This is a genomic window from Enterobacter hormaechei subsp. xiangfangensis, from assembly GCF_001729785.1.
Classification (GTDB): domain Bacteria; phylum Pseudomonadota; class Gammaproteobacteria; order Enterobacterales; family Enterobacteriaceae; genus Enterobacter; species Enterobacter hormaechei_C.
Genome location: NZ_CP017183.1, coordinates 1,610,418 through 1,635,220, shown reverse-complemented (window position 1 = coordinate 1,635,220; position 24,803 = coordinate 1,610,418). Strand labels below are relative to the sequence as shown.

The window sequence follows — 24,803 nt, the reverse complement described above, 5'->3', positions numbered from 1 at the left end:
GTTAGCTATCCTGCGTCCTTCACTAAAATAAGGCTTACTGAGAACATGGTAGATAAACGCGAATCCTATACTAAAGAAGACCTTCTTGCCTCTGGTCGCGGTGAACTGTTTGGCGCGAAAGGCCCGCAGTTACCAGCCCCAAATATGCTGATGATGGACCGTGTCGTGAAAATGACCGAAACCGGCGGCAACTTTGATAAGGGTTACGTAGAAGCAGAACTCGATATCAACCCGGACCTGTGGTTCTTCGGTTGCCACTTTATTGGCGATCCGGTAATGCCTGGCTGCCTGGGCCTCGATGCCATGTGGCAGCTGGTTGGCTTCTATCTGGGCTGGCTTGGCGGTGAAGGCAAAGGCCGTGCGTTGGGCGTAGGCGAAGTGAAATTCACCGGTCAGGTTCTGCCTACCGCGAAGAAAGTCACCTACCGTATCCATTTCAAACGCATCGTTAACCGCCGCCTGATTATGGGCCTGGCGGACGGTGAAGTGCTGGTAGATGGTCGCCTGATCTATACCGCGAACGACCTGAAAGTGGGTCTGTTCCAGGATACCTCCGCTTTCTGATAACGGCTTTTAGCCCCATCCAGAAAGGCGAAACCTCCGCATTGCGGAGGTTTCTTTTTAAAGAGACGGTATCAAGCAAGTACTGCCCTGTCTCCGATGGCTTCTCGCCAGCCCCCTAGCCATTGGGACCTTTGATTCAGGGCCTGATAGGGACACATTTCTTTTGAACGTCCGGCGATGCCAGCCTGATAACCACGTTGATGAGCCCTTTCCAGGCGATCTCGTTTCTGTCTCTTCATGCCTCGTTTCCCTCATTCTTTTGTCTGGTGGAAAGAAAACAGTGGTTGCAATATGTGCAAGCACAGTTAACGAATACCCCGAATCGACGTCAGCGTCAACGTTCAAAATTCATACGGGTGTCATATTTGTGAGCTACATGGAAGATCGTTTGTACAAAAAATGTGACGCGGGACAAGTAACAACCTGAACGCAAAACGAAAAAAAAGCCGCAATCAGCAAGAAGCTGAGTGCGGCTTTCGTCGATGAATTTTACTTATGGCAGGCGGGAAATCTCTCTTGCGATAGCAGCCGACTCCTGTGCCCATCCCTGCGCAAGTACTTTCACCATTTCGTCATAGCCATCTTTCTGCTGCTTGAGTTCAAGATGAAAAGGACGCTTAATCAGCTGACCCTGGTGATTCAGCAGCCACTCCCCGCTGATAACAACGGCACCATCATAGCGGCCATGGAATCCCGTCACGTTAACATTCAGAGTGTCCTGATCGCTTCCCAGAGGCTGCGAGGCAACGACCCAACCGGGGAGCTGGCTGCTCAGATTCGCCACCAGCGTATTGCGTAGCTGCTGATCCAGCGGGCTGGCCCACAGGTTATTGTTGGCGATTACGTACTGCACATCGCTGGTCTGGTAGACCACCCCGTTGCCCGCCAGGTAATCTGGCACGGCAACCTGTTCAACCCACAGCAGACGGCTGCCCTGCGAGGTGCTGCTCTGCGCACCGGACTGGGCGCTTAACGGCAGCTGGTAGTAGCTTTTGTTATCGCTTCCAGAGCTACAGGCCGTTAATACCAGTGCGCCTGCGATGATTAGCCATTTTTTCATTGTTTCGCCCTCTTAGGCTCAGGGTCCTTTTTGTCTTTCGCTTCAAACACCAGTGCGTTGCTCTTTTCATTGAGCGTTTTCAGAACGGGCTGTAGCTCGCGTAAAACCTGATCAAGACGTTGCATATCCGCCACCATCTTGTTGTAGGCCGCTGAGCCCGGCTGGAAGCCCTGCATACTACGATTCAGTTCGCGCAACGTTTTCTGCATATCCTGCGGCAGCTGCTGCATGGACTGGTTGGCCGTGATCTTGTTGATATTATCCAGGGTGGTTTGCAGACGTTGCATCGTCGCCTGGCTCTGATGCAGTGATCCCGTCGCAGCTTCAAGCATTGGATTCAGCGGCAGATTGTTGATCTTATCCAGCGTTTCCATCAGGCGCTGTTGGATCTGCGCCAGGCCACTGCTGACCGTAGGAATGATTTTGTAGCCACCAAATTCACGGATACCCGTCATTGGTGGCGCTTTTGGATAGAAGTCCATATCGACATACAACGCCCCTGTGACCAGGTTGCCGGTTTTCAGCGAGCCGCGCAGCCCGCGATTCAGCAGGTCGCTGATATGCTCCCCAATATCCTGGTCCTCGCCTATCTGGTTAATCAAACGCTCAGGCTCAATGCGGATCAGCACCGGAATACGATAATCATCATCAAGCATCTGCTTCAGTCCCGGAACAAAGTAAGGCACTTGTCCCACTGTCCCCAGACGAATACCGCGGAACTCAACTGGCGCCCCTGGCTGCAAGCCGCGTACAGAGTCCTTAAAGAACATCAGGTAGTCGATGTGATCGGTATAGAGCGCATCCTGAATGCTTTTTTGATCGTCAAACAGTCTGAAGGCGGTTTTCTCCGCCACCGGTTGTCCCAGATCTATACCTTCCGGCACGTCAAAACTGACGCCCCCACCAAACAGCGTGGTGAGTGAACCCATCTCAACGCGCATCCCCGCAGAGGTGAGATCTACCGCGATCCCGCTGTCTTTCCAGAAGCGAACGTTGCTGGTCACCAGGCGGTCATTAGGCGCGTTGATAAATAGCTGATAGCTGATGGTCCGTTTTTGCGGATCGAAGGTGCTTGTTTCAACCGAACCGACGCGATACCCACGGAACAGCACCGGATCGCCCGGCGAGAGCTGGCCCGCTTTTTTACTGTCCAGAATAACGCGGATCCCTTTTGCATCCGGTGGCGCAAGCGGCGGTGAATCCAGCAGCTGATAGTTTGCTGGCTGGGCGCCTTTGTTGCCGGGCTGGAGTTCAATATAAGCCCCGGACAATAGCGTCCCTAAGCCGCTGATCCCTTCTCTCCCAACCTGCGGTTTCACTACCCAAAAAACAGAATCTTCATGGAGCAGTTTTTCCATGCCAGCATTCAGGCGGGCCTTGATTTCAACATGGGTTAAATCATCCGTCAGGGTCGCGCTTTCCACGACACCCACATCCACGCTGCGGCTCTTGATGGTGGTTTTTCCGCCCTCAATCCCCTCTGCATTGGTGGTAATTAGCGTGACTTCCGGTCCCTGATGGCTGTAATGATAAAACAGGATCCATGCACCGATCAGCGCGGTCACGATGGGGAAAATCCACACCGGCGACCAGTTTCTGACCTTCTGCACTTTAGCCTCTCCACTCTTATTTTCCATGCTCTTACTCTTCCTCATGGCTTGAATCGGGCTCACGATCCCACGATAAACGAGGGTCGAAGGTCATGGCCGCAAACATGGTCATAATGACGACCAACGCAAACATCAGCGCTCCCATAGCGGGATAAATACTCATCAGCCCACCCATACGCACCAGCGCTGAGAGAACCGCAATCACGAACACGTCAATCATCGACCAGCGGCCAACAAATTCCACGACCTCATAAATCAGATGCATGCGCTCGCTGTCTCGCTTACCGTGCCCTTTTGCATCCCAGCAAAGCCAGGCAATGGCAATCATCTTTAAGGTCGGAACCATAATACTGGCGAGGAATATGACGCCTGCTACAGGGTAAGATCCCTCGCTCCACAGCAAAATCACCCCAGCCAGTATGGTCGAGGGCATTCTGTCGCCGAGCAAATCGGTGATCATGATCGGCAAGATATTGGCGGGCAGATAGAGCATGACAGAGGTCACCAGCAGCGCCATGGTCCATTGCAGGCTATTTTTGCGCCGGACGTGACCTTTTGTTTCACAACGCGGACACACCTCGACATCCGCGGGCAGCACGGCGGTGCAGCACGAGCAGGAGCGAAGCCCCTGACGGATACCCGGTACGCCCACCTTTACCGTCTGCGAGAGCGTCGGCGCCGGGGCAATATCGTCCCAGGCCCAGCGTCGGTCCACGCACTGGAACGCGCGCAGTTGCAGCACGCAATACAGACACCACGGAATAAAGCTGCTGCCAATCCCCACATCGCCGTAGGCCATCAGCTTCACGAAGCTGACCAGGATACCCGCGAGAAAAATTTCCGCCATCCCCCAGCTTTTCAGCTGGAAAAGGATCCGCGCGAGTTTGATTTTAAGGACAGTGGGCATCCTGACGCGGTTGACCAGCAGCAGAATGACGACCAGGCAAAAAGCCGGGACGATCTGCACGAACAGAAGAAAGAAGGTGCCAAGGCTGGCGTAATCTTCCGAGAACATCACGCCAGGAATTTCCAGTAAATCTACCTGGCTGGTCATCCCACCTACTTTCATATAGATGAAAGGGAAGAGATTGGAGAGCAGTAACATGAATAAGGCTGCCAGCGCATAAGCCGTAGGACGCTGCCTTGGCGCGTCCCACTCGGTCGTCAGCGTAGCGCCGCAGCGCGGGCAGGCAGCTTTATGTCCGTGACCAAGCTCTGGCAACGCCACGAGCATATCGCATTGCGAGCATAATATATGCCGATCGGCATGGTGCTGGTCACACATAGATTATCCCTGTTTATGCGCCGTTTTTCAGAGACTCAAGGTACTCCCAGCGCTCAAATGCCTCTTCCAGCGCCTGTTCAGCCTGGGAGAGTTCAGCCAATACTTTCTGAGTATAGTCGTGAGGCTGCGTAAAGAATGACGCATCAGCGACCTGGATTTGCAGTGCTTCCAGTGCAGCTTCCAGCTCTTCCAGACGCTGCGGCAGCCCCTCCAGCTCGCGCTGCAAGTTATAACTCATTTTAGCAGGAGACTTTTTGACAGTTTCTGCTTTTGCAACAACAGGTTCAGCGACATTTTTAGTCTTCGCCTGTTTTTGCGCCAGCGACTGTGATTGCTGTCCACGCGCGTCATGATAGCCGCCTACATATTGCCCGATGCGTCCTTCGCCTTCGAAGATCCAGCACTCGGTCACGGTGTTATCGACAAACTGACGATCGTGGCTGACCAGCATCACGGTTCCCTGATAACCATCAATCAACTCTTCCAGCAGTTCCAGCGTTTCGACATCCAGATCGTTAGTCGGTTCATCGAGAATCAATAAGTTACTGGGTTTCAGGAACAAACGCGCCAGCAAAAGACGGTTACGCTCACCGCCGGACAGCGCGCGCACCGGCGTCATGGCGCGTTTCGGGTGGAACAGGAAGTCCTGAAGGTAGCCCAGCACGTGACGCGGCTTGCCGTTAACCATGACCTCCTGTTTGCCCTCAGCGAGGTTATCCATCACCGTACGGTCTGGATCCAGCTCTGCGCGGTGCTGGTCGAAGTACGCCACTTCCAGTTTGGTACCGCAGTGGATACGACCGCTGTCGGCCTGGAGCTGACCGAGCATCAGTTTCAGCAGCGTGGTTTTACCGCACCCGTTCGGGCCGATCAGCGCAATTTTGTCGCCGCGCTGAACCTGAGCGGAGAAATCGTTCACCAGCACTTTGCCGTCAACCGAATAATTCACGTTCTCCATTTCGAAGACAATCTTGCCCGAGCGGGACGCCTCTTCAACCTGCATTTTGGCGCTCCCCATGACTTCACGGCGTTCGCTACGTTCGCGGCGCATCGCCTTCAGGGCGCGAACGCGGCCTTCGTTACGGGTACGACGGGCTTTGATGCCCTGACGGATCCAGACCTCTTCCTGTGCCAGCTTGCGGTCGAACTCGGCGTTTTGCAGCTCTTCGACGCGCAGGTTCTCTTCTTTCTCCAGTAGATAGGTATCGTAATCGCCCGGGTAAGTCACCAGCTTGCCGCGGTCGAGGTCGACAATGCGCGTGGCCATATTGCGGATGAACGAACGGTCGTGGGAGATGAAGATAATGGTGCCGTTAAAGGTTTTCAGGAACCCTTCCAGCCAGTCAATCGCTTCGATATCCAGGTGGTTCGTCGGTTCGTCCAGCAGCAGCACCTTAGGCCCGCTCACCAGGGCACGGCCCAGCGCCGCTTTACGCAGCCAGCCGCCGGAGAGCGCCGACAGCTCCATATCCGCTTCCAGGCCAAGCTGGGCCAGCACTTCATTAATGCGGTTTTCCAGCTGCCACAGACCGTGGTGATCGAGCATCTCCTGCACTTTTGCCAGCTCGTTGAGATTCTTGTCGCTCGGGTCCGTCATCACCAGATGCGAAATCTCGTGGTAACGCTTGAGGTATTCCGCCTGCTCTGAAATCCCTTCGGCCACAAAATCGTAAACGCTGCCGGTGACGTTACGCGGCGGATCCTGTTGCAGACGAGAGACGATCAGATCCTGCTCGTAAACAATACGGCCGTCATCCAGCCCCTGCTCACGGTTGAGGATTTTCATCAGCGTCGATTTACCTGCGCCGTTACGGCCCACCAGACAGACGCGCTCGTTATCTTCGATATGCAGCTCTGCATTATCGAGAAGCGGTGAGTCGCTGAAAGAGAGCCACGCGCCGTGCATACTAATTAAAGACATTTATTTTTCCTTTCAGACCGCGGAAATCAGCCAGCAGTTGTGGATTTGACGGTTACGGGCAAAGTCCTGAGACAGCGTTTTTTGGCTGATTTCTTGTGCTTTCAGTCCCAGTTCGGCCAGGCCGTCGTGATCCATGCGGAATCCGCGCTTGTTGTTCGAGAACATAATGGTGCCGCCTTTACGCAGCAGGCGCTTCAGGTCGGTCATCAGGCGCAGGTGATCGCGTTGAACGTCAAAGCTATCCTCCATACGCTTGGAGTTAGAGAAGGTCGGCGGATCGATAAAGATCAGGTCAAACTGCTCGTCGGTATCGCGCAGCCAGCCCAGCACGTCGGCCTGTAACAGGCGATGCTGACGACCGGTTAAGCCGTTAAGACGCAGGTTGCGCTCTGCCCACTCCAGATAAGTACGGGACATATCGACCGTGGTGGTGCTACGCGCGCCGCCAAGCCCCGCATGAACGCTGGCGCTGCCGGTATAGGAGAACAGGTTCAGGAAGTCTTTGCCCTTGCTCATCTGGCCCAGCATGCGGCGGGCGATACGGTGGTCGAGGAACAGACCGGTATCAAGGTAGTCGGTCAGGTTAACCCACAGGCGCGCGTTATATTCGCCCACTTCGATGAAGTCACCCTTCTCGCCCATCTTCTGATACTGGTTTTTGCCTTTCTGACGCTCACGGGTTTTCAGCACCAGCTTGTTTGGCGAAATGCCGAGTACGGCGATGGTGGCCGCAATCACATCCAGCATACGCTGACGCGCTTTTTGCGCATCGATAGTTTTCGGCGGGGCGTATTCCTGAACCACTACCCAGTCCGCATAGCGGTCAACCGCCACGTTGTATTCCGGCAGGTCAGCGTCGTACAGGCGATAACATTCGATGCCTTCCTGCTTTGCCCACTTCTCAAATTTCTTCAGGTTTTTGCGCAGGCGGTTGGCGTAATCTTCCGCCACGCCTGACGGTTTGCTATCCGCCGCTATCTCTGCCAGATGGTAGTTTTTCTGCACGCAGTCCAGCGGGCCGTTTTTCGCCTTGAACTGGCGATCGGCACGCAATTGCAGGCAGCTCAGCAGCTCCGGCGAGGCGCTAAACAGGGAGAGGTTCCAGCCGCCGAAATGCGCTTTCATGTTGCGGCCCAGCAGGCTGTGCAGTGCAATCAGCGCCGGCTCGCTGTCCAGACGCTCACCATACGGCGGGTTGCTGATCACCGTACCGTACGGGCCTTTTGGCAACGGGTTGGTCAGGTTCGCCACGTCTTTCACCTCGAAGGTGACCAGCTCGCCGATACCGGCACGACGGGCGTTGCTGCGCGCACGTTCAATCACCCGTGCATCGCTGTCCGAACCGTAAAAGTGAGAGGTGTATTCCGCCAGCCCTTTACGGGCGCGGGTCTGCGCATCGTCTTTGACCTCTTTCCAGATGGCCTCATCGTGCTGCGCCCAGCCTTTGAAGCCCCAGTGGCCGCGGTGCAGCCCTGGCGCACGGTCGGTGGCCAGCATCGCGGCTTCAATCAGCAGCGTACCGGAACCGCACATCGGATCGAGCAGCGGCGTACCTGGCTGCCATCCGGAGCGCATCACGATAGCGGCAGCCAACGTTTCTTTGATCGGCGCCATCCCGGTGCGATCGCGATAACCGCGCAGATGCAGGCCTGCGCCGCTCAGATCAAGGGAAATACTGGCCGTATCGCCGTTCAGCCAGACGTTGATACGCAGATCCGGGTTTTCACGGTCAACGTTCGGACGTTCTTTATTACGACGCGTGAAGCAGTCCACAATGGCATCCTTAACGCGCAGGGCACCGTACTGGCTGTTGCGGATCTCATCGTTGACGCCGTTGAAATGCACCGCAAAGGTGGCGTCCGGGGTGAAGATCTCTGTCCAGTCGATCATCTGTACGCCGGTGTAGAGATCAAGATCGCTGTAGACCTTGCACTCTTTCATCGGCAGCATGATGCGCGACGCCAGACGGCTCCACATCAGGCTCTGGTAAATAAGCCGCGTGTCGCCCTCAAAATGGACACCACCCTGAACCACCCGGCACTCTTTCGCGCCCAGGGCTTCCAGTTCAGTTTTTAACAGCTCTTCCAGCCCACGGGCCGTACTGGCAAACAGAGAATTCATATCGTCACTTTTACTCATAGAAAATTGTCGCGCATTATAGCTAATATGGCGTGTATGTCATAAAGTTGAAGGCTTATTTTCTTTAGCGGGAGTGTGTAGTGGCGACGTTATCCAGGCTTTTTATTCATCCGGTGAAATCGATGCGCGGTATCGGCGTGACTCACGCGCTGGCCGATATGAGCGGATTCGCCTTCGATCGTATTTTTATGGTCACCGAGCCTGACGGTACGTTTATCACCGCACGTCAGTTCCCGCAGATGGTTCGCTTTACGCCTTCCCCGCTTCATGACGGGCTGCATTTGACCGCGCCAGACGGTTCAAGCGTCGTGATCCGCTTTGCTGATTTTGCGCCGCTTGATGCGCCAACGGAAGTGTGGGGCAATCATTTTACCGCGCGTATCGCGCCGGATAACATTAACCAGTGGCTCAGCGGCTTTTTCTCCCGTGACGTTCAGCTGCGCTGGGTTGGGCCTGCGCTGACCCGTCGCGTGAAGCGCCACGATGCGGTTCCCCTCTCCTTCGCGGATGGTTTTCCCTTTCTGCTGACCAGCGAGGCCTCGCTGCGAGATTTACAAAAACGTTGCAAAGCCAGCGTGCAGATGGAGCAGTTTCGCCCGAATCTGGTGGTGACCGGAGCGGAGGCCTGGGATGAAGATACCTGGAAAGTCATCCGCATCGGCAGCGTTATTTTTGACGTGGTGAAACCGTGCAGCCGCTGTATTCTCACCACCATTAGCCCGGAGAAAGGCCAGAAGCATCCTTCCGGTGAACCGCTAAAAACCTTGCAGTCATTTCGCACCGCGCAGGATAAAGGTGATGTCGACTTCGGCCAGAACCTGATCCCCCGCTCCAGCGGTGTGATCCGCGTGGGCGACGAGATCGAGATCCTTACCCGCGGGCCTGCCAGGGTGTACGGCGCAGGTCAGGAAGAAGAGATGGTTGACGTGGTAACCAACGTCGCTTCCGCGGTGGATATTCACTGGGAAGGCAAAGTTATCCGTGGTAACAATCAGCAGGTGCTACTGGAACAACTGGAACAGGCGGGTATCCGCGTACCGTATTCCTGTCGCGCGGGGATTTGCGGATGCTGTCGCATTAAACTGGTCGAAGGTGAAGTGAGTGCCCTGAAGAAATCTGCGATTGGCGGTGACGGCACGATCCTGTGCTGTAGCTGTGTCCCGAAAACATCCGTACAGCTGGAAGCTTAAACCGCCTGTTCGAGGCTGAAGGAATCAACGCGCAGCTGTGGCTTCAGCCTGTCGTTCATCACTTTGATGGCATCACCTAACTGCATAACTCGCCCGGCAATGGTCACGCCGGGTTGGGCCAGCAAACAGAGCGCAGCGTTTTCACCGGGTTCAACCACCAGCAAATTCACCTCCTCTTCGGTATCGCTCAGATTGACGCTCGCCGCATCGCCGATAGCCGGGGTCCAGCTCATGCCGTGCGCAAGGAAATGCCAGCTTTTCGGCATTTGCGGTTTCAGGAAACGGATCGCCACCAGTGCATTTAATACCAGTTCAGCGCGCTGTTCTTTGGAGAGATCGAACTCGCGGCATTTTTCTTCGAAAGAGAAATAGAGTGCAGCATCGTCAACGCAAAAGCCTGAGGGAGCAAACGCGTCTGGCGTTAACATTCGGCGCGCAAAACGAGAGCGAAACAACATGCCATTGGCTAAGTCGAGCATCATACGGTCATGCTCTTCACAAAAATACCAGCGCCAGTTATCGTCAGGTTTAATTCGCATGTTTCTCTCCCGTCCCCTAAACGTCCTGTACTAAAAATGTCCTGTTTGCCGCTTCGCTTATAACACTAGTAATAAAAGACTATAATGTCTAAATAAGCAACAATGACGGAATATAAAACAACCAGGGCTGGAAATAAAGCCCTGGTTGTCTGATTAAGAGAAAAGATTAGATATGCGTGACGATTTCTTTAATCAGCGGCGGCCCTTTAAAAATAAAGCCGGAATAAATTTGCACCAGCGATGCGCCTGCCGCCATCTTCTCACGTGCAGCGATGACGGAGTCAATGCCACCCACGCCAATAATCGGCAGCTGGCCTTTTAATTCCGCGGAGAGTGCGCGAATAATTTCGGTGCTTTTTAATTGTACCGGACGGCCACTTAATCCACCCGCTTCGTCACAGTTTTTCATTCCCTGAACGAGAGAGCGATCGAGTGTCGTATTGGTCGCAATCACACCATCAATATTATGGCGAACTAAACTGTCGGCAACCTGGATCAATTCTTCTGCCGAAAGATCCGGGGCGATCTTAACCGCGACCGGAACATATTTATGGTGGATCGTCTGTAGCGCCGTTTGTTTATTTTTAATGGCGCTAAGAAGATCGTCGAGCGCTTCGCCATATTGTAATGAACGCAGCCCTGGGGTGTTAGGCGAGGAAATATTCACCGCAATATAACCGGCATAGGCATAGACTTTTTCCATACAAATCAGATAGTCATCTTTACCCTGCTCGACCGGCGTGTCTTTATTTTTGCCAATATTTATACCCAGCACGCCATCAAAATGGGCTTTCTTAACGTTCTCAACCAGATGATCGACGCCAAGGTTATTAAAGCCCATGCGGTTGATCAGCCCTTCGGCTTCAACCAGGCGAAACAGACGTGGCTTGTCATTTCCCGGCTGCGGACGCGGCGTTACCGTCCCGATTTCGATCGAGCCAAAGCCCATCGCACCGAGTGCATCAATGCATTCGCCATTTTTGTCCAGACCGGCCGCCAGGCCCAGTGGATTTTTGAAAGTCAGGCCCATGCACTGAACTGGTTTTTCCGGCACGTTTTGACGCACCAGCGCGGCCAGAGGCGTTCCTGTAATACGGCGTAACTGCTGAAATGTAAATTCATGAGCGCGCTCAGGATCGAGCTGGAAAAGGGCTTTACGAACGAAGGGGTAGTACATGAACTCTCCTGGATTCCCGGTGTGCAAACCGGGAGGGGATTATGTGCGATCCCGCCCGGAAAGGGAATTGACCTGTGGCAAAAAAAGCCACGTAAAACGCAATCGTTTACTTATCGGTTCGCTTCTTATGCATTTTTCTGCATTCATCCTGAGGATAAATCATTTAGTGGAATAACCACGCAATGTCACACTCCTGAAAATTGTTATGAATGTTAGATAAAAGCAAACAATTAGTTATAAGGAGCAACCATGCGCGTCATTACCCTGGCCGGAAGCCCCCGCTTCCCCTCTCGCTCCAGCGCACTGCTGGAATACGCTCGCGAAAAGCTTAATGCTCTGGATGTCGAAGTGTGTCACTGGAATTTGCACAATTTCGCGCCTGAAGATCTGCTCTACGCCCGTTTCGACAGCCCGGCGCTGAAAACCCTGATCGAACAGCTTAAGAGTGCTGACGGGCTGGTCGTCGCGACACCGATTTATAAAGCTTCTTTTTCCGGCGCACTGAAAACGCTCCTCGATCTGCTGCCCGAACGTGCGCTGGACGGTAAGGTCGTCCTGCCGCTGGCCACAGGCGGTACGGTAGCCCATTTACTGGCGGTGGATTATGCCCTCAAGCCGGTTCTGAACGCGCTGAAAGCACAGGAGATCCTGCATGGCGTCTTCGCTGACGACTCACAGGTAATCGACTACCAGCATAAACCGCATTTCACGCCGAATCTGCAAACCCGCCTCGACAGCGCGCTTGAAACCTTCTGGCACGCCCTGAACCGTCGGGATCGCCACGCGGCGGCATTTCATCAATCACAAGGAGTGGCGCATGTTTAAAACAGTTACCCGTATCGGGCTGGCAGGTCTGCTGGCAGTGGCGTCGCTGGCTCAGGCGACGGTGAAAGCGCCGGAGAGCCTGCGTATCGGTTATCAGAAAGGCAGCGTCAGCATGGTGCTGGCGAAAAGCCATGCGTTGCTGGAGAAGCGTTTCCCGGAGACCAAATTCTCATGGGTCGAGTTCCCTGCCGGACCACAGATGCTGGAGGCGCTGAACGTCGGGAGTATTGATTTAGGCAGCACCGGCGATATCCCGCCGATCTTTGCGCAGGCTGCCGGGGCGGATCTGGTTTACGTTGGCGTTGAGCCAGCCAAGCCGAAGGCAGAGGTTATTTTGGTGCCCGAAAACAGCGAGATCAAAAGCGTCGCCGACCTCAAAGGCCATAAGGTTGCTTTCCAGAAAGGTTCAAGCTCGCACAACCTGCTGCTGCGCGCGTTGCAGGAGGCCGGCCTAAAATTCACCGATATCCAGCCCGTTTACCTGACGCCTGCCGATGCGCGCGCGGCGTTTCAGCAAAAAAATGTTGATGCCTGGGCTATCTGGGATCCGTACTACTCCGCCGCACTGTTGCAGGGCGGTGTGCGGGTGCTGAAAGACGGCACCACCCTGAAGCAGACCGGTTCGTTCTACCTGGCGGCACGTCCTTACGCTGAGAAAAATGGCGCATTTATTCAGCAGGTGCTGGATACCTTCTCTCAGGCCGATGCGCTGACCCAAAGCCAGCGTCAGCAGAGCATCACGCTGCTGGCAAAAACCATGGGCCTGCCTGAACCGGTGATCGCCACCTATCTTGACCACCGTCCTCCCACCACCATAGCACCGGTTGACGCCCACGTTGCCGCTCTCCAGCAGCAAACGGCAGACCTCTTTTATCAAAACCGCCTGGTTCCAAAGCAGGTGAATATTCGCGAACGCATCTGGCAACCCGCTGGCATTGAAGGAAAAAAATCATGAGTCTGAATCTTTTCTGGTTTTTACCCACCCACGGTGATGGACACTATCTTGGCACAGAAGAAGGCGCCCGCCCGGTCGATCACGGCTACCTACAGCAGATCGCCCAGGCGGCAGACCGCATCGGTTTTACCGGGGTGCTGATCCCGACGGGCCGTTCATGTGAGGATGCGTGGCTGGTTGCCGCGTCAATGATCCCCGTCACCCAGCGCCTGAAATTCCTGGTAGCCTTGCGCCCGAGCGTGGTGTCGCCCACCGTCGCGGCGCGTCAGGCGGCAACGCTGGACAGGCTTTCCAACGGCCGTGCGCTGTTCAACCTTGTGACGGGCAGCGATCCGCAGGAGCTGGCGGGGGATGGCGTTTTCCTCGATCATACCGAACGCTATGAAGCCTCCGCTGAGTTCACCCGCGTCTGGCGACGTCTGCTGGAAGGGGAAACCGTCACCTTCGAAGGGAAACATATCCACGTTCGCGATGCGCAGCTCTACTTCCCGCCGGTACAGCAGCCGCGCCCTCCCCTCTATTTTGGCGGATCGTCGGACGTGGCGCAGGAGCTGGCGGCTGAGCAGGTCGATCTCTATCTGACCTGGGGCGAGCCACCGGAGCTGGTGAAAGAGAAAATTGCTCAGGTACGCGCTAAAGCCGCAGAACATGGCCGTACGGTACGCTTTGGTATTCGCCTGCACGTGATCGTCCGCGAAACCAACGACGAGGCCTGGCAAGCCGCCGACCGTCTGATCGCTCATCTGGACGACGATACTATCGCTAAAGCACAGGCGGCGTTTGCCAAAACCGACTCCGTGGGCCAGCACCGGATGGCCTCCCTGCACAACGGCAAGCGTGAAAATCTTGAGATCAGCCCGAACCTGTGGGCCGGGGTGGGTCTGGTGCGCGGCGGCGCCGGCACGGCGCTGGTCGGCGACGGCCCAACCGTAGCGGCACGCATTAATGAATACGCGGCGCTGGGGATCGACAGCTTTATCCTGTCTGGCTACCCGCATCTGGAGGAGGCGTACAAGGTGGGTGAACTGCTGTTTCCGCACCTGGATGTCGCTATCCCGGAAATTCCGCAGCCACGCCAGCTTCAGTTACAGGGCGAAGCCGTGGCGAACGCGTTTATCCCGAGAAAAGTCGCGCAAAGCTAAGGAGCCACCATGTCTGCAACCGCACAAAAATGGCTACTGCGCGCCGCGCCGTGGTTTCTGCCCGTCGGCATTGTCCTCGTCTGGCAACTGGCGTCTTCAACTGGCTGGCTGTCGAGCCGCATTTTGCCCTCTCCGGAGGGCGTTGTGGAAGCGTTCTGGTCGCTCAGCGCCAGCGGTGAGCTGTGGCAACATCTTGCCATCAGCTCCTGGCGCGCGGTAATCGGCTTTTCGATTGGCGGAAGCATCGGCCTGACGCTGGGGCTGATCAGCGGCCTGTCCCGCTGGGGTGAGCGGCTGCTGGATACCTCCGTTCAGATGCTGCGTAACGTGCCGCATCTGGCGCTTATCCCACTGGTTATTTTGTGGTTTGGCATTGATGAGAGCGCCAAAATTTTCCTCGTGGCTCTGGGAACGTTATTCCCGATTTATATCAATACCTGGCATGGGATCCGCAATATCGATCGCGGTCTGGTTGAGATGGCCCGCAGCTATGGCCTGTCAGGTTTTGCCCTGTTTACCCATGTGATCCTGCCGGGCGCCCTGCCCTCCATTATGGTTGGGGTGCGTTTTGCGCTCGGCCTGATGTGGCTAACCCTGATCGTGGCGGAAACCATTTCGGCTAACTCCGGCATTGGTTATCTGGCCATGAACGCCCGCGAGTTCCTGCAAACGGACGTGGTGGTGGTTGCCATTATCCTTTATGCCCTGCTCGGCAAACTTGCGGACGTCAGCGCCCAGTGGCTGGAACGTAGCTGGCTGCGCTGGAACCCGGCCTACACCGCTCAGGAGGCGAAAGCATGAATACTGCACGACTGAACCAGGGAACACCGTTACTGCTGAACGGCGTGACCAAACGCTACGGCGACAACACCATTCTGAATGCACTGGATCTGCACATTCCTGCCGGACAGTTTGTTGCCGTTGTCGGCCGCAGCGGTGGCGGCAAGAGTACCCTGCTGCGTCTTTTAGCCGGGCTGGAAGCGCCAAACAGCGGTGACATTCTTGCAGGCACTACGCCGCTGGCCACGATTCAGGATGATACGCGCATGATGTTTCAGGATGCGCGTCTGCTGCCGTGGAAAACGGTGATGGATAACGTCGGGCTGGGCCTGAAGGGCAGCTGGCGGGAGGACGCCCGGCAGGCACTCGCTGCGGTAGGGCTGGAGAATCGCGCGGGAGAGTGGCCTGCGGCCCTGTCGGGTGGACAAAAGCAGCGCGTAGCGCTGGCACGCGCGCTGATTCATCGTCCCGGCCTGCTGCTGCTTGATGAACCGCTCGGCGCGCTTGATGCCCTGACGCGGATCGAAATGCAGGATCTGATTGAAACCCTATGGCAGACGCACGGCTTTACGGTGCTGCTGGTGACGCATGATGTCAGTGAAGCCGTGGCAATGGCAGACAGGGTGCTGTTAATAGAAGAAGGTAAAATTGGTCTGGATCTGACGGTAGATATTCCGCGTCCTCGCCGCGTGGGATCGGCCCGACTGGGGGAGCTGGAAGCCGAAGTGCTGGATCGGGTGATGAAGCGTGGGGTAAGTGAACGGGTGTTGATTAAAGCTAATGCCTGATGCCCGCACCCCGGCCCTCTCCCACAGGGAGAGGGAGAAAAAACTAAAAACGGCAACCGAGGTTGCCGTTTTGCTTTTACCTGCCCACCGGGCAATTTTTTATTACGCTAAGGCCTTAGCAATCTTCTCGTACAGATCGCCAGACAGATTTTCCAGCCCTTTCAGCTGCTCAAGCGCGGCGCGCATTTTCGCCTGACGCTGCGCATCGTAACGTTTCAGGCGGATCAGCGGCTCAATCAGACGAGACGCCACCTGCGGGTTACGGCTGTTCAGCTCGGTCAGCATTTCAACCATGAACTGATAACCGCTGCCGTCTTCGGCATGGAACGCGGCCGGGTTGCTGCTGGCGAAGGCACCAATCAGAGAGCGGACGCGGTTCGGGTTGCTCATGGTGAACGAACGGTGCTTCAGCAGGCTACGTACTTTGCTGAGTACATCGGCTGCCGGACTGGTGGCCTGAAGGATGAACCACTTGTCCATCACCAGACCATCCTGATACCACTTGTCGTCGTACTCCTGCATCAGCGCATCGCGGCACGGCAGCTCGGCGGCAACGCTTGCAGCCAGCGCGGCCAGGGCATCCGTCATGTTATCGGCTTCGTGGTACTGCTTGCTGACCAGCGTGTTCGCCAGCTCTGCCTCACCAAACGCCAGATAGCGCAGGCAGGTATTGCGCAGGGAACGTTTACCGATATCCGCATGTTCCACCCGATACGCGTCCAGCTTGTTGGCGTTGTAAATGGCGAGGAACTCATCTGCCAGTTCGGTCGCCAGCGTGCGGGTCAGTGCTTCACGCACGGCGACGATGGCAATCGGATCAATGATGTCAAACAGCTCGGCGATTTCAGTCGCAGACGGCAGCGTTAAAATTTCAGCCGCCAGCGCCGGGTCAATGTTCTCATCCAGCAGGATGGCACGGAACGCGTCTGCCACATGAACCGGCAGCGTCAACGGCTGGCCCTGCTGGTAACGGTTGACGTTCAGCTTGATGTAGGTCGCCAGCAGACTTTGTGCCGCATCCCAGCGCGAGAAATCGTTGCGCGCGTGACGCATCAGGAACGTCAGCTGCTGATCGCTCCACTTGTATTCGAGTTTCACCGGCGCGGAGAATTCGCACAGCAGGGCGGGAACGGGCTGGAAATAGACGTTATCGAAGATAAAGGTCTGCTCTGCCTGGGTCACGTTCAGCACGTTATGCACCGGGTAACCGCCCTTCTGTAACGGGATCACGTTGCCTTCGTTGTCGTACAGCTCAACGCTGAACGGAATGTGCAGCGGATGTTTCTCTTCCTGCTCGGCCGTTGGCGGCGTGCGCTGGCTGATGGTCAGCGTGTACTGCTCGGTTTCCGGGTTGTAGTCGTCTTTGACCGTCACGATCGGCGTACCGGCCTGGCTGTACCAGCGGCGGAAATGAGACAGATCCACGTTAGAGGCGTCCTCCATCGCCTGGACGAAATCGTCGCAGGTGGCCGCACTGCCGTCGTGACGCTCGAAGTAAAGCTGCATCCCTTTCTGGAAATTCTCTTCGCCCAGCAGGGTGTGGATCATGCGGATAATTTCAGCGCCTTTTTCATACACCGTCAGGGTGTAGAAGTTATTCATCTCAATGACTTTATCCGGGCGGATCGGGTGGGCCATTGGGCTGGCATCTTCTGCAAATTGCAGACCACGCATAGTGCGCACGTTGTTGATGCGGTTCACCGCCCGCGATCCCAGATCGGAGCTGAACTCCTGATCGCGGAAGACGGTTAAGCCCTCTTTCAGGCTCAGCTGGAACCAGTCGCGACAGGTGACGCGGTTCCCGGTCCAGTTATGAAAATATTCGTGGCCGATAACACGTTCGATATCGAGGTAATCTTTATCCGTGGCGGTATCGGTACGCGCCAGCACGTATTTGGAGTTAAAGATGTTAAGACCTTTATTCTCCATCGCGCCCATGTTGAAGAAATCGACAGCAACAATCATATAGATGTCGAGGTCATATTCGAGACCAAAGCGCGTTTCATCCCACTTCATGGAGTTGATGAGAGAGGTCATTGCCCACGGTGCGCGGTCAAGGTTGCCACGATCCACGAACAGCTCCAGCGCGACTTCACGGCCAGAGCGCGTTTTAAAGGTGTCGCGGAGAACATCGAAATCTCCCGCTACCAGCGCAAACAGATAGCAGGGTTTCGGGAACGGATCCTGCCACTGTACCCAGTGACGGCCATTCTCCAGTTCCCCCTCGCCAATCCGGTTGCCGTTGGAGAGCAGGTACGGGTACAGCGTTTTGTCGGCAATAATTTTGGTGGTAAAGCGCGCCAGGACGTCCGGGCGATCAAGATACCAGGTAATGTGGCGGAAACCTTCGGCTTCACACTGGGTACACAGGGCTACGCCTGACTGGTAAAGCCCTTCCAGCGCGGTATTGGCGGCAGGGCTAATTTCATTCACGATGCGCAGGGTAAAGCGTTCCGGCAGGTTGTCGATGACCAGCTGGTTGCCTTCTTCTTTATAGTCTGACCAGGCTTCATCGTTAATATGCAGGGAAACCAGCGTCAGGTCTTCACCATCCAGACGCAGCGGCACGGCTGTCGCGCTCTGGCGCGTCACCTGGCTTACCGCCGTCACGACGGTTTTTGTGGCATCCAGGTCGAAAGTCAGATCGATATCGCTTATCAGGTATTCCGGCGCACGGTAGTCGTGGCGGTATTTAGCTTGTGGCTGTTGTGTCATAGAAAACCTTATGCATCGTTTGTCGAGTAACGATTCAATATATTCCTGTTGTGTAAAACGCGCTATGCAGAATGTTCATCTTTTCAGGCACAACGCCCTTTTTAGCTACATTTTTATAACACGGGGCACGAAATGCTCTCGACCATAAAGTGTGCTTATGTTGTGATCGGGGTTCAATAAATCACTAAACAGGGTATACTCCGGAGTTGTTTATTGTACTAAACGCTCCCGTGAGAGGATGCTACAGCGCACCTATGACTCAATTCGCTTCTCCGGTTCTGCATACGTTGCTGGATACCGACGCGTACAAGCTGCATATGCAGCAAGCCGTGTTTCACCACTATCATGATGTCCATGTTGCGGCGGAATTTCGCTGCCGGGGTGACGACTTGCTGGGTATCTACGCAGATTCCATTCGTGAACAGGTCGAGGCCATGCAGCATCTGGCGCTCACCGATGACGAATATCAGTGGCTTTCAGGCCTGCCTTTCTTTAAAGCGGACTATCTGAACTGGCTGCGTGAGTTCCGCTATAAGCCGGAACAGGTCACCGTCACCAATGATAACGGCAAGCTGGACATTCGTCTGACCGGCCCGTGGCGCGAGGTGATCATGTGGGAAGTGCCGCTTCTGGCCGTGATCAGCGAGCTGGCCCACCGCTATCGCTCCCCTGAAACCGGTGTGACGCAGGCGGTCGCCGCTCTGGAGAATAAACTCGTTGAGTTTTCCAGACTGACCGAAGGGCTGGATATGTCCCGCTTCCGTCTGATGGACTTTGGCACGCGCCGCCGCTTCTCTCGCGAGGTTCAGGAAGCCATTGTCAGACGTCTGCAACAGGAGCCGTGGTTCGTTGGCACCAGTAACTACGATCTGGCACGTCGCCTTGATTTAACGCCGATGGGCACCCAGGCGCACGAATGGTTCCAGGCGCACCAGCAGATTAGCCCTGACCTTGCCAACAGCCAGCGCGCCGCCCTCGCCGCGTGGCTAGAGGAATACCCGGATCGGCTGGGTATTGCCCTTACCGACTGCATTACCATGGACGCGTTCCTGCGCGACTTTGGCCCTGAGTTTGCCGAACGCTACCAGGGTTTGCGCCATGATTCCGGGGACCCGGTTGAATGGGGTGAGAAAGCCATCGCCCATTACGAAAAGCTGGGTATCGACCCAATGAGTAAGGTGCTGGTCTTTTCCGATAACCTTGACCTGGCGAAAGCCGTCGACCTTTATCGCCACTTCTCATCGCGGGTGAACCTGAGTTTCGGGATTGGTACGCGGTTAACCTGTGATATCCCTCAGGTAAAACCGCTGAACATCGTCATAAAACTGGTGGAATGTAACGGTAAGCCGGTCGCGAAGCTCTCCGACAGCCCTGGCAAAACCATCTGCCATGACAAAGCGTTTGTCCGCGCATTACGTAAAGCCTTCGATCTGCCTCAGGTTAAAAAAGCCAGTTAACGGCTTCGGGGGAGCCTTCATGGCTCCCCTTCTCTTATTTATTTCTTATTTCTTCTCTCAAGACGGTGAAATTTACTTGTCTGATAGCGGATGGCAGGTAACATAGATATCCCCCCTATAAGGGCGGACAAGTGTTTATTTTTTCCGACTATTAACAGAGAGAATATTATGAGCGTTGTGCCTGTAGCCGACGTACTCCAGGGCCGTGTCGCCGTTGACCAGGAGGTCACCGTGCGCGGATGGGTGCGTACTCGCCGAGATTCTAAAGCTGGCATCTCCTTCCTCGCCGTCTATGACGGTTCCTGCTTTGATCCTGTACAGGCCGTCATTAATAATTCTCTGCCCAATTACAATGATGACGTTCTGCACCTGACAACCGGTTGTTCCGTGATCGTCACCGGTGTAGTGGTGGCCTCTCCGGGCCAGGGTCAGAGCTACGAAATTCAGGCGACCTCGGTGGAAGTGACCGGCTGGGTTGAAGATCCGGACACCTACCCGATGGCTGCAAAGCGTCACAGCATCGAATATCTGCGTGAAGTTGCGCACCTGCGTCCGCGCACCAACCTGATTGGTGCGGTTGCCCGCGTGCGTCATACGCTGGCGCAGGCGCTGCATCGCTTCTTTGACGAGCAGGGTTACTTCTGGGTTTCTACTCCGCTGATCACGGCATCCGATACCGAAGGCGCAGGTGAAATGTTCCGCGTTTCAACGCTGGATATGGAAAACCTGCCGCGTACGCCGGAAGGTAAAGTGGATTACGACAAAGACTTCTTTGGTAAAGAAGCCTTCCTGACGGTTTCTGGCCAGCTGAACGGCGAAACCTACGCCTGTGCGCTGTCTAAGATCTATACCTTCGGCCCAACCTTCCGTGCGGAAAACTCCAACACCAGCCGTCACCTGGCGGAATTCTGGATGCTGGAGCCGGAAGTGGCCTTTGCCGATCTGAATGACGTGGCAGGCCTGGCAGAAGCGATGCTGAAATACGTGTTCAAAGCGGTTCTCGAAGAGCGCGCAGACGACATGAAATTCTTCGCTGAGCGTGTCGATAACGACGCCATCGCCCGTCTTGAGCGCTTCGTCTCCGCAGACTTCGCGCAGGTGGATTACACCGACGCGGTCGCTATCCTGGAAAAATGCGGTGAGAAATTCGAAAACCCGGTTTACTGGGGCGTGGATCTCTCCTCCGAGCACGAACGTTATCTGGCAGAGAAGCACTTCAAAGCACCGGTTGTGGTGAAAAATTATCCGAAAGACATTAAGGCGTTCTATATGCGCCTTAACGAAGACGGTAAAACCGTTGCCGCGATGGACGTGCTGGCGCCGGGCATCGGTGAGATTATCGGTGGCTCCCAGCGTGAAGAGCGACTGGATGTGCTGGACGCGCGTATGCAGGAGATGGGTCTGAACCCGGCGGACTACAGCTGGTATCGCGATCTCCGTCGCTACGGCACCGTCCCGCACTCCGGCTTTGGCCTGGGCTTTGAACGTCTGATTGCTTACGTAACAGGTGTTCAGAACGTACGTGATGTGATTCCGTTCCCACGCACACCGCGTAACGCAAGTTTCTAACCGACCAAATCCTTAATGGCCAGCAAATGCTGGCCATTATTTTATCCTGCAATGTCAGTTTTCGTCAGTCAAAAGTAAGCGTCTTTAAACCACAACCCCGCGATTACCTCTACCTGTTACGTTTTGTTTCCACGAAATACCCTGAGATAAAAAATTAACTCCATTTTTATGGCGCTTAATACAATCCTTACGCAATAGCACAAAAAACAACCACCCTCACAGCCATCTGGATGGCTTTTGTCGATTATAAGAAAAAATGAGCCGTTTAACTTCTGTTTATACGAAAGGCCTTTAGCTAAATTAAACATAAGGAAATCATATATATAAGAATAAAGCGGAGGGTTAATTCACCAGAAAGCGCTGAAGTTTGAGGTGCTTCACAAAGTTCCCAAAAATACATATTTAGTTACATATATTTTCTTTTGGTAACTGAATTTTGAAGATTGTAGCACTTTCAGTGTAGCGAAACGGTTCTATGAATGGAAAGATGCCTGTCAGACACATAAAGACACCTAACTCTCATCAATAGTTCCGGAAATATTTATTGACAGAATTTATTGACGGCAGTGGCGAGTGTCATAAAAAAACCAATGAGGGTAATAAATAATGATGAAGCGCAATATCCTGGCAGTGGTAGTCCCTGCCCTGCTGGTAACCGGTGCAGCAAACGCTGCTGAAATCTATAACAAAGACGGCAACAAATTAGATCTTTACGGGAAAGCAGTCGGCCTGCATTACTTCTCCGATAATGACAGCAACGATGGCGACAACACTTACGCACGTCTGGGCTTCAAAGGCGAAACTCAGATCAACGATCAGCTGACTGGCTACGGTCAGTGGGAATACAACTTCCAGGGTAACAACTCTGAAGGTGGCGATGCACAGAACGGCAACAAAACCCGTCTGGCATTCGCAGGTCTGAAATTCGGTGACGCAGGCTCCTTCGACTACGGTCGTAACTACGGTCTGGTCTATGATGCAATCGGCATCACCGATATGCTCCCTGAGTTCGGTGGCGACACCGGCGCGAGCGATAACTTCTTCTCTGGCCGTACCGGTGGCCTGGCGACGTACCGTAACAGCAACTTCTTCGGCCTGGTTGACGGTCTGAACTTTGGTGTTCAGTACCTGGGCAAAAACGAGCGTACTGATGCAGTACGTTCCAACGGCGACGGCTGGGCAACCTCACTGAGCTATGATTTCGAAGGCTTCGGCATTGTGGGTGCTTATGGCGCCGCTGACCGTACCAACAACCAGCAGACGCTGGAATGGGGTAAAGGCGACAAAGCTGAACAGTGGGCAACCGGCCTGAAATATGACGCGAACAACATCTACCTGGCAGCTATTTATGGCGAAATGCGTAACGCAGCGCGTCTGGGCAGCCGTGGTTTCGCTAACAAGTCTCAGGACTTCTCTGTCGTCGCTCAGTACCAGTTCGATTTCGGTCTGCGTCCATCCATCGCTTATTACAAATCTAAAGCGAAAGACGTAGAAGGTATCGGTGATGAAGACTACATCAACTACATCGACGTTGGTGCGACATACTACTTCAACAAAAACATGTCTACCTATGTTGACTATCAGATCAACCAGCTGAAAGACGACAACAAGCTGGGCATCAACAACGACGACATCGTGGCTCTGGGTCTGGTTTACCAGTTCTAATCAGCACACCTCGTTGTTATATGCTTAATGAACAGGGCTTCGGCCCTGTTTTTTTATTCCTGAGAGAAAATAATAGCGACTTTTGAAAAGCCGCACGCTTTTCGTCGCAAACGGTTGGCATTTTGTAAATCTACCGTTAACCTGATAGCGGATTTCACTTCTGTAATCACAATGGAACTTCGTCATGTTTGAGAACATTACTGCCGCTCCTGCCGACCCAATTCTGGGCCTGGCCGATCTGTTTCGCGCCGACGACCGCCCTGGAAAAATCAACCTGGGTATTGGTGTATATAAAGATGAAACCGGCAAAACTCCGGTACTGACCAGCGTCAAAAAAGCTGAGCAGTATCTGCTGGAAAACGAAACCACCAAAAACTACCTCGGTATTGATGGTATCCCTGAATTTGGTCGCTGCACCCAGGAGCTGCTGTTCGGCAAAGGCAGCACCATTGTGAGCGAAAAACGCGCCCGCACGGCGCAGACCCCAGGCGGTACCGGCGCACTGCGCGTGGCGGCAGATTTCCTGGCGAAAAACACTTCTGTGAAGCGTGTGTGGGTAAGCAATCCAAGCTGGCCGAACCATAAGAGCGTGTTTAATTCTGCGGGTCTGGAAGTGCGTGAATACGCCTACTACGACGCAGCCAGCCACGCGCTGGATTTCGACGGCCTGCTGGCCAGCCTGAGCGAAGCCCAGGCGGGCGATGTGGTGCTGTTCCACGGCTGCTGCCATAACCCAACCGGTATCGATCCTACGCTTGAGCAGTGGGAACAGCTGGCTAAGCTGTCCGTTGAAAAAGGCTGGCTGCCGCTGTTTGACTTCGCTTACCAGGGCTTTGCCCGTGGTCTGGAAGAAGATGCAGAAGGTCTGCGTGCATTCGCCGCCGTGCATCAGGAGTTGATAGTCGCAAGCTCCTATTCCAAGAACTTTGGTCTGTATAACGAGCGTGTCGGCGCCTGTACGCTGGTGGCTGCTGACGAAGCAACCGTCGATCGCGCATTCAGCCAGATGAAGTCCGTGATCCGCGCTAACTACTCCAACCCACCGGCACACGGTGCGTCTGTGGTCGCGACGATCCTGAGCAACGATGCGCTGCGCGCCATCTGGGAGCAAGAGCTGAACGATATGCGTCAGCGCATTCAGCGCATGCGTCTGCTGTTTGTGAACACGCTGGCTGAGAAAGGCGCTGACCGTGACTTCAGCTTCATCATCAAGCAGAACGGCATGTTCTCCTTCAGCGGCTTGACCAAAGAGCAGGTGCTGCGCCTGCGTGAAGAGTTTGGCGTGTATGCCGTTGCATCTGGCCGCGTGAACGTTGCAGGTATGACGCCTGACAACATGGCGCCGCTGTGCGAAGCCATTGTCGCGGTGCTGTAACCTGCATCCCTAAAAAAAAGCCTGCATCGTGCAGGCTTTTTTATTTT

20 protein-coding genes are annotated in these 24,803 nt (G+C 54.8%); 11 read left to right on the top strand and 9 right to left on the bottom strand.

The window, feature by feature from the left end; all coding sequences use genetic code 11:
• The first annotated feature begins 45 nt into the window (after window positions 1-45).
• A complete protein-coding gene (fabA, locus tag BFV63_RS07635) occupies window positions 46-564 on the top strand; it encodes a bifunctional 3-hydroxydecanoyl-ACP dehydratase/trans-2-decenoyl-ACP isomerase (protein ID WP_000227926.1) in 519 nt (172 codons plus the stop codon).
• A gap of 71 nt (window positions 565-635) precedes the next feature.
• Here the strand turns inward: fabA and rmf are convergent, their stop codons facing one another.
• The 6 genes from rmf to rlmKL all read right to left on the bottom strand — a co-directional run bounded on the left by rmf (window position 636) and on the right by rlmKL (window position 8,561).
• Window positions 636-803, bottom strand: coding sequence for a ribosome modulation factor (gene rmf / locus BFV63_RS07630; protein ID WP_003858162.1), 168 nt, complete (start codon window positions 801-803; stop codon window positions 636-638).
• Between the two features lie 254 nt (window positions 804-1,057).
• Window positions 1,058-1,624, bottom strand: coding sequence for a membrane integrity-associated transporter subunit PqiC (gene pqiC / locus BFV63_RS07625; RefSeq protein ID WP_017384809.1), 567 nt, complete (start codon window positions 1,622-1,624; stop codon window positions 1,058-1,060).
• On the bottom strand, window positions 1,621-3,261 hold the full coding sequence (gene pqiB / locus BFV63_RS07620; protein WP_003858166.1) for an intermembrane transport protein PqiB: 1,641 nt from the start codon (window positions 3,259-3,261) through the stop codon (window positions 1,621-1,623). The genes pqiC and pqiB overlap by 4 nt, the downstream gene beginning before the upstream one ends.
• A 4-nt stretch (window positions 3,262-3,265) precedes the next feature.
• Window positions 3,266-4,519 carry a membrane integrity-associated transporter subunit PqiA gene (gene pqiA / locus BFV63_RS07615; protein WP_017693685.1) on the bottom strand — a complete coding sequence of 418 codons (1,254 nt, stop codon included), beginning with the start codon at window positions 4,517-4,519 and terminating at the stop codon, window positions 3,266-3,268.
• A gap of 13 nt (window positions 4,520-4,532) precedes the next feature.
• Window positions 4,533-6,440, bottom strand: coding sequence for an ABC transporter ATP-binding protein (locus BFV63_RS07610; RefSeq protein WP_006809352.1), 1,908 nt, complete (start codon window positions 6,438-6,440; stop codon window positions 4,533-4,535).
• A 12-nt stretch (window positions 6,441-6,452) separates the two neighbouring features.
• On the bottom strand, window positions 6,453-8,561 hold the full coding sequence (gene rlmKL, locus BFV63_RS07605; protein ID WP_003858171.1) for a bifunctional 23S rRNA (guanine(2069)-N(7))-methyltransferase RlmK/23S rRNA (guanine(2445)-N(2))-methyltransferase RlmL: 2,109 nt from the start codon (window positions 8,559-8,561) through the stop codon (window positions 6,453-6,455).
• Window positions 8,562-8,659: 98 nt separating this feature from the next.
• Between rlmKL and BFV63_RS07600 the strand changes: the two genes are divergently transcribed.
• Complete coding sequence (locus tag BFV63_RS07600) at window positions 8,660-9,769, top strand: YcbX family protein (protein ID WP_048241067.1); 1,110 nt, start codon at window positions 8,660-8,662, stop codon at window positions 9,767-9,769.
• Here BFV63_RS07600 and zapC read toward each other — a convergent pair.
• Window positions 9,766-10,308, bottom strand: coding sequence for a cell division protein ZapC (gene zapC / locus BFV63_RS07595; RefSeq protein WP_022650736.1), 543 nt, complete (start codon window positions 10,306-10,308; stop codon window positions 9,766-9,768). The genes BFV63_RS07600 and zapC overlap by 4 nt on opposite strands.
• 166 nt (window positions 10,309-10,474) lie before the next feature.
• Window positions 10,475-11,485 carry a quinone-dependent dihydroorotate dehydrogenase gene (gene pyrD / locus BFV63_RS07590; RefSeq protein ID WP_023315762.1) on the bottom strand — a complete coding sequence of 337 codons (1,011 nt, stop codon included), beginning with the start codon at window positions 11,483-11,485 and terminating at the stop codon, window positions 10,475-10,477.
• A 249-nt stretch (window positions 11,486-11,734) separates the two neighbouring features.
• Between pyrD and ssuE the strand changes: the two genes are divergently transcribed.
• From ssuE to ssuB, 5 genes are read left to right on the top strand one after another with little or no spacing between them, the layout of a single operon-like run.
• The gene (gene ssuE / locus BFV63_RS07585) at window positions 11,735-12,310 is read left to right on the top strand and encodes an NADPH-dependent FMN reductase (RefSeq protein ID WP_003858180.1); all 576 of its coding nucleotides are present in this window, start codon (window positions 11,735-11,737) and stop codon (window positions 12,308-12,310) included.
• Window positions 12,303-13,265 carry a sulfonate ABC transporter substrate-binding protein gene (locus tag BFV63_RS07580; protein WP_023315761.1) on the top strand — a complete coding sequence of 321 codons (963 nt, stop codon included), beginning with the start codon at window positions 12,303-12,305 and terminating at the stop codon, window positions 13,263-13,265. The genes ssuE and BFV63_RS07580 overlap by 8 nt, the downstream gene beginning before the upstream one ends.
• Entirely contained in the window at window positions 13,262-14,407 is a 1,146-nt protein-coding gene (ssuD, locus tag BFV63_RS07575; protein ID WP_017384817.1) for an FMNH2-dependent alkanesulfonate monooxygenase, read from the top strand. Before BFV63_RS07580 ends, ssuD begins: the two co-directional genes overlap by 4 nt.
• A gap of 9 nt (window positions 14,408-14,416) precedes the next feature.
• Window positions 14,417-15,208, top strand: coding sequence for an aliphatic sulfonate ABC transporter permease SsuC (ssuC, locus tag BFV63_RS07570; RefSeq protein WP_003858185.1), 792 nt, complete (start codon window positions 14,417-14,419; stop codon window positions 15,206-15,208).
• Window positions 15,205-15,975: an aliphatic sulfonates ABC transporter ATP-binding protein gene (ssuB, locus tag BFV63_RS07565; RefSeq protein ID WP_023324411.1), complete on the top strand. Its 771-nt coding sequence runs from the start codon at window positions 15,205-15,207 to the stop codon at window positions 15,973-15,975. The genes ssuC and ssuB overlap by 4 nt, the downstream gene beginning before the upstream one ends.
• 102 nt (window positions 15,976-16,077) lie before the next feature.
• Here ssuB and pepN read toward each other — a convergent pair whose 3' ends face one another.
• Complete coding sequence (pepN, locus tag BFV63_RS07560; protein WP_048208990.1) at window positions 16,078-18,690, bottom strand: aminopeptidase N; 2,613 nt, start codon at window positions 18,688-18,690, stop codon at window positions 16,078-16,080.
• A 254-nt stretch (window positions 18,691-18,944) separates the two neighbouring features.
• On the opposite strand from pepN, the gene pncB reads away from it, so the two are divergent.
• The 4 genes from pncB to BFV63_RS07540 all read left to right on the top strand — a co-directional run bounded on the left by pncB (window position 18,945) and on the right by BFV63_RS07540 (window position 24,756).
• Window positions 18,945-20,147 carry a nicotinate phosphoribosyltransferase gene (pncB, locus tag BFV63_RS07555; protein ID WP_003858188.1) on the top strand — a complete coding sequence of 401 codons (1,203 nt, stop codon included), beginning with the start codon at window positions 18,945-18,947 and terminating at the stop codon, window positions 20,145-20,147.
• A 168-nt stretch (window positions 20,148-20,315) separates the two neighbouring features.
• The gene (gene asnS / locus BFV63_RS07550; protein WP_003858191.1) at window positions 20,316-21,716 is read left to right on the top strand and encodes an asparagine--tRNA ligase; all 1,401 of its coding nucleotides are present in this window, start codon (window positions 20,316-20,318) and stop codon (window positions 21,714-21,716) included.
• A gap of 606 nt (window positions 21,717-22,322) precedes the next feature.
• Window positions 22,323-23,381 carry a porin OmpF gene (ompF, locus tag BFV63_RS07545; RefSeq protein ID WP_048241069.1) on the top strand — a complete coding sequence of 353 codons (1,059 nt, stop codon included), beginning with the start codon at window positions 22,323-22,325 and terminating at the stop codon, window positions 23,379-23,381.
• Window positions 23,382-23,565: 184 nt separating this feature from the next.
• Entirely contained in the window at window positions 23,566-24,756 is a 1,191-nt protein-coding gene (locus tag BFV63_RS07540) for an amino acid aminotransferase (protein ID WP_003858198.1), read from the top strand.
• Window positions 24,757-24,803: the final 47 nt, after the last annotated feature.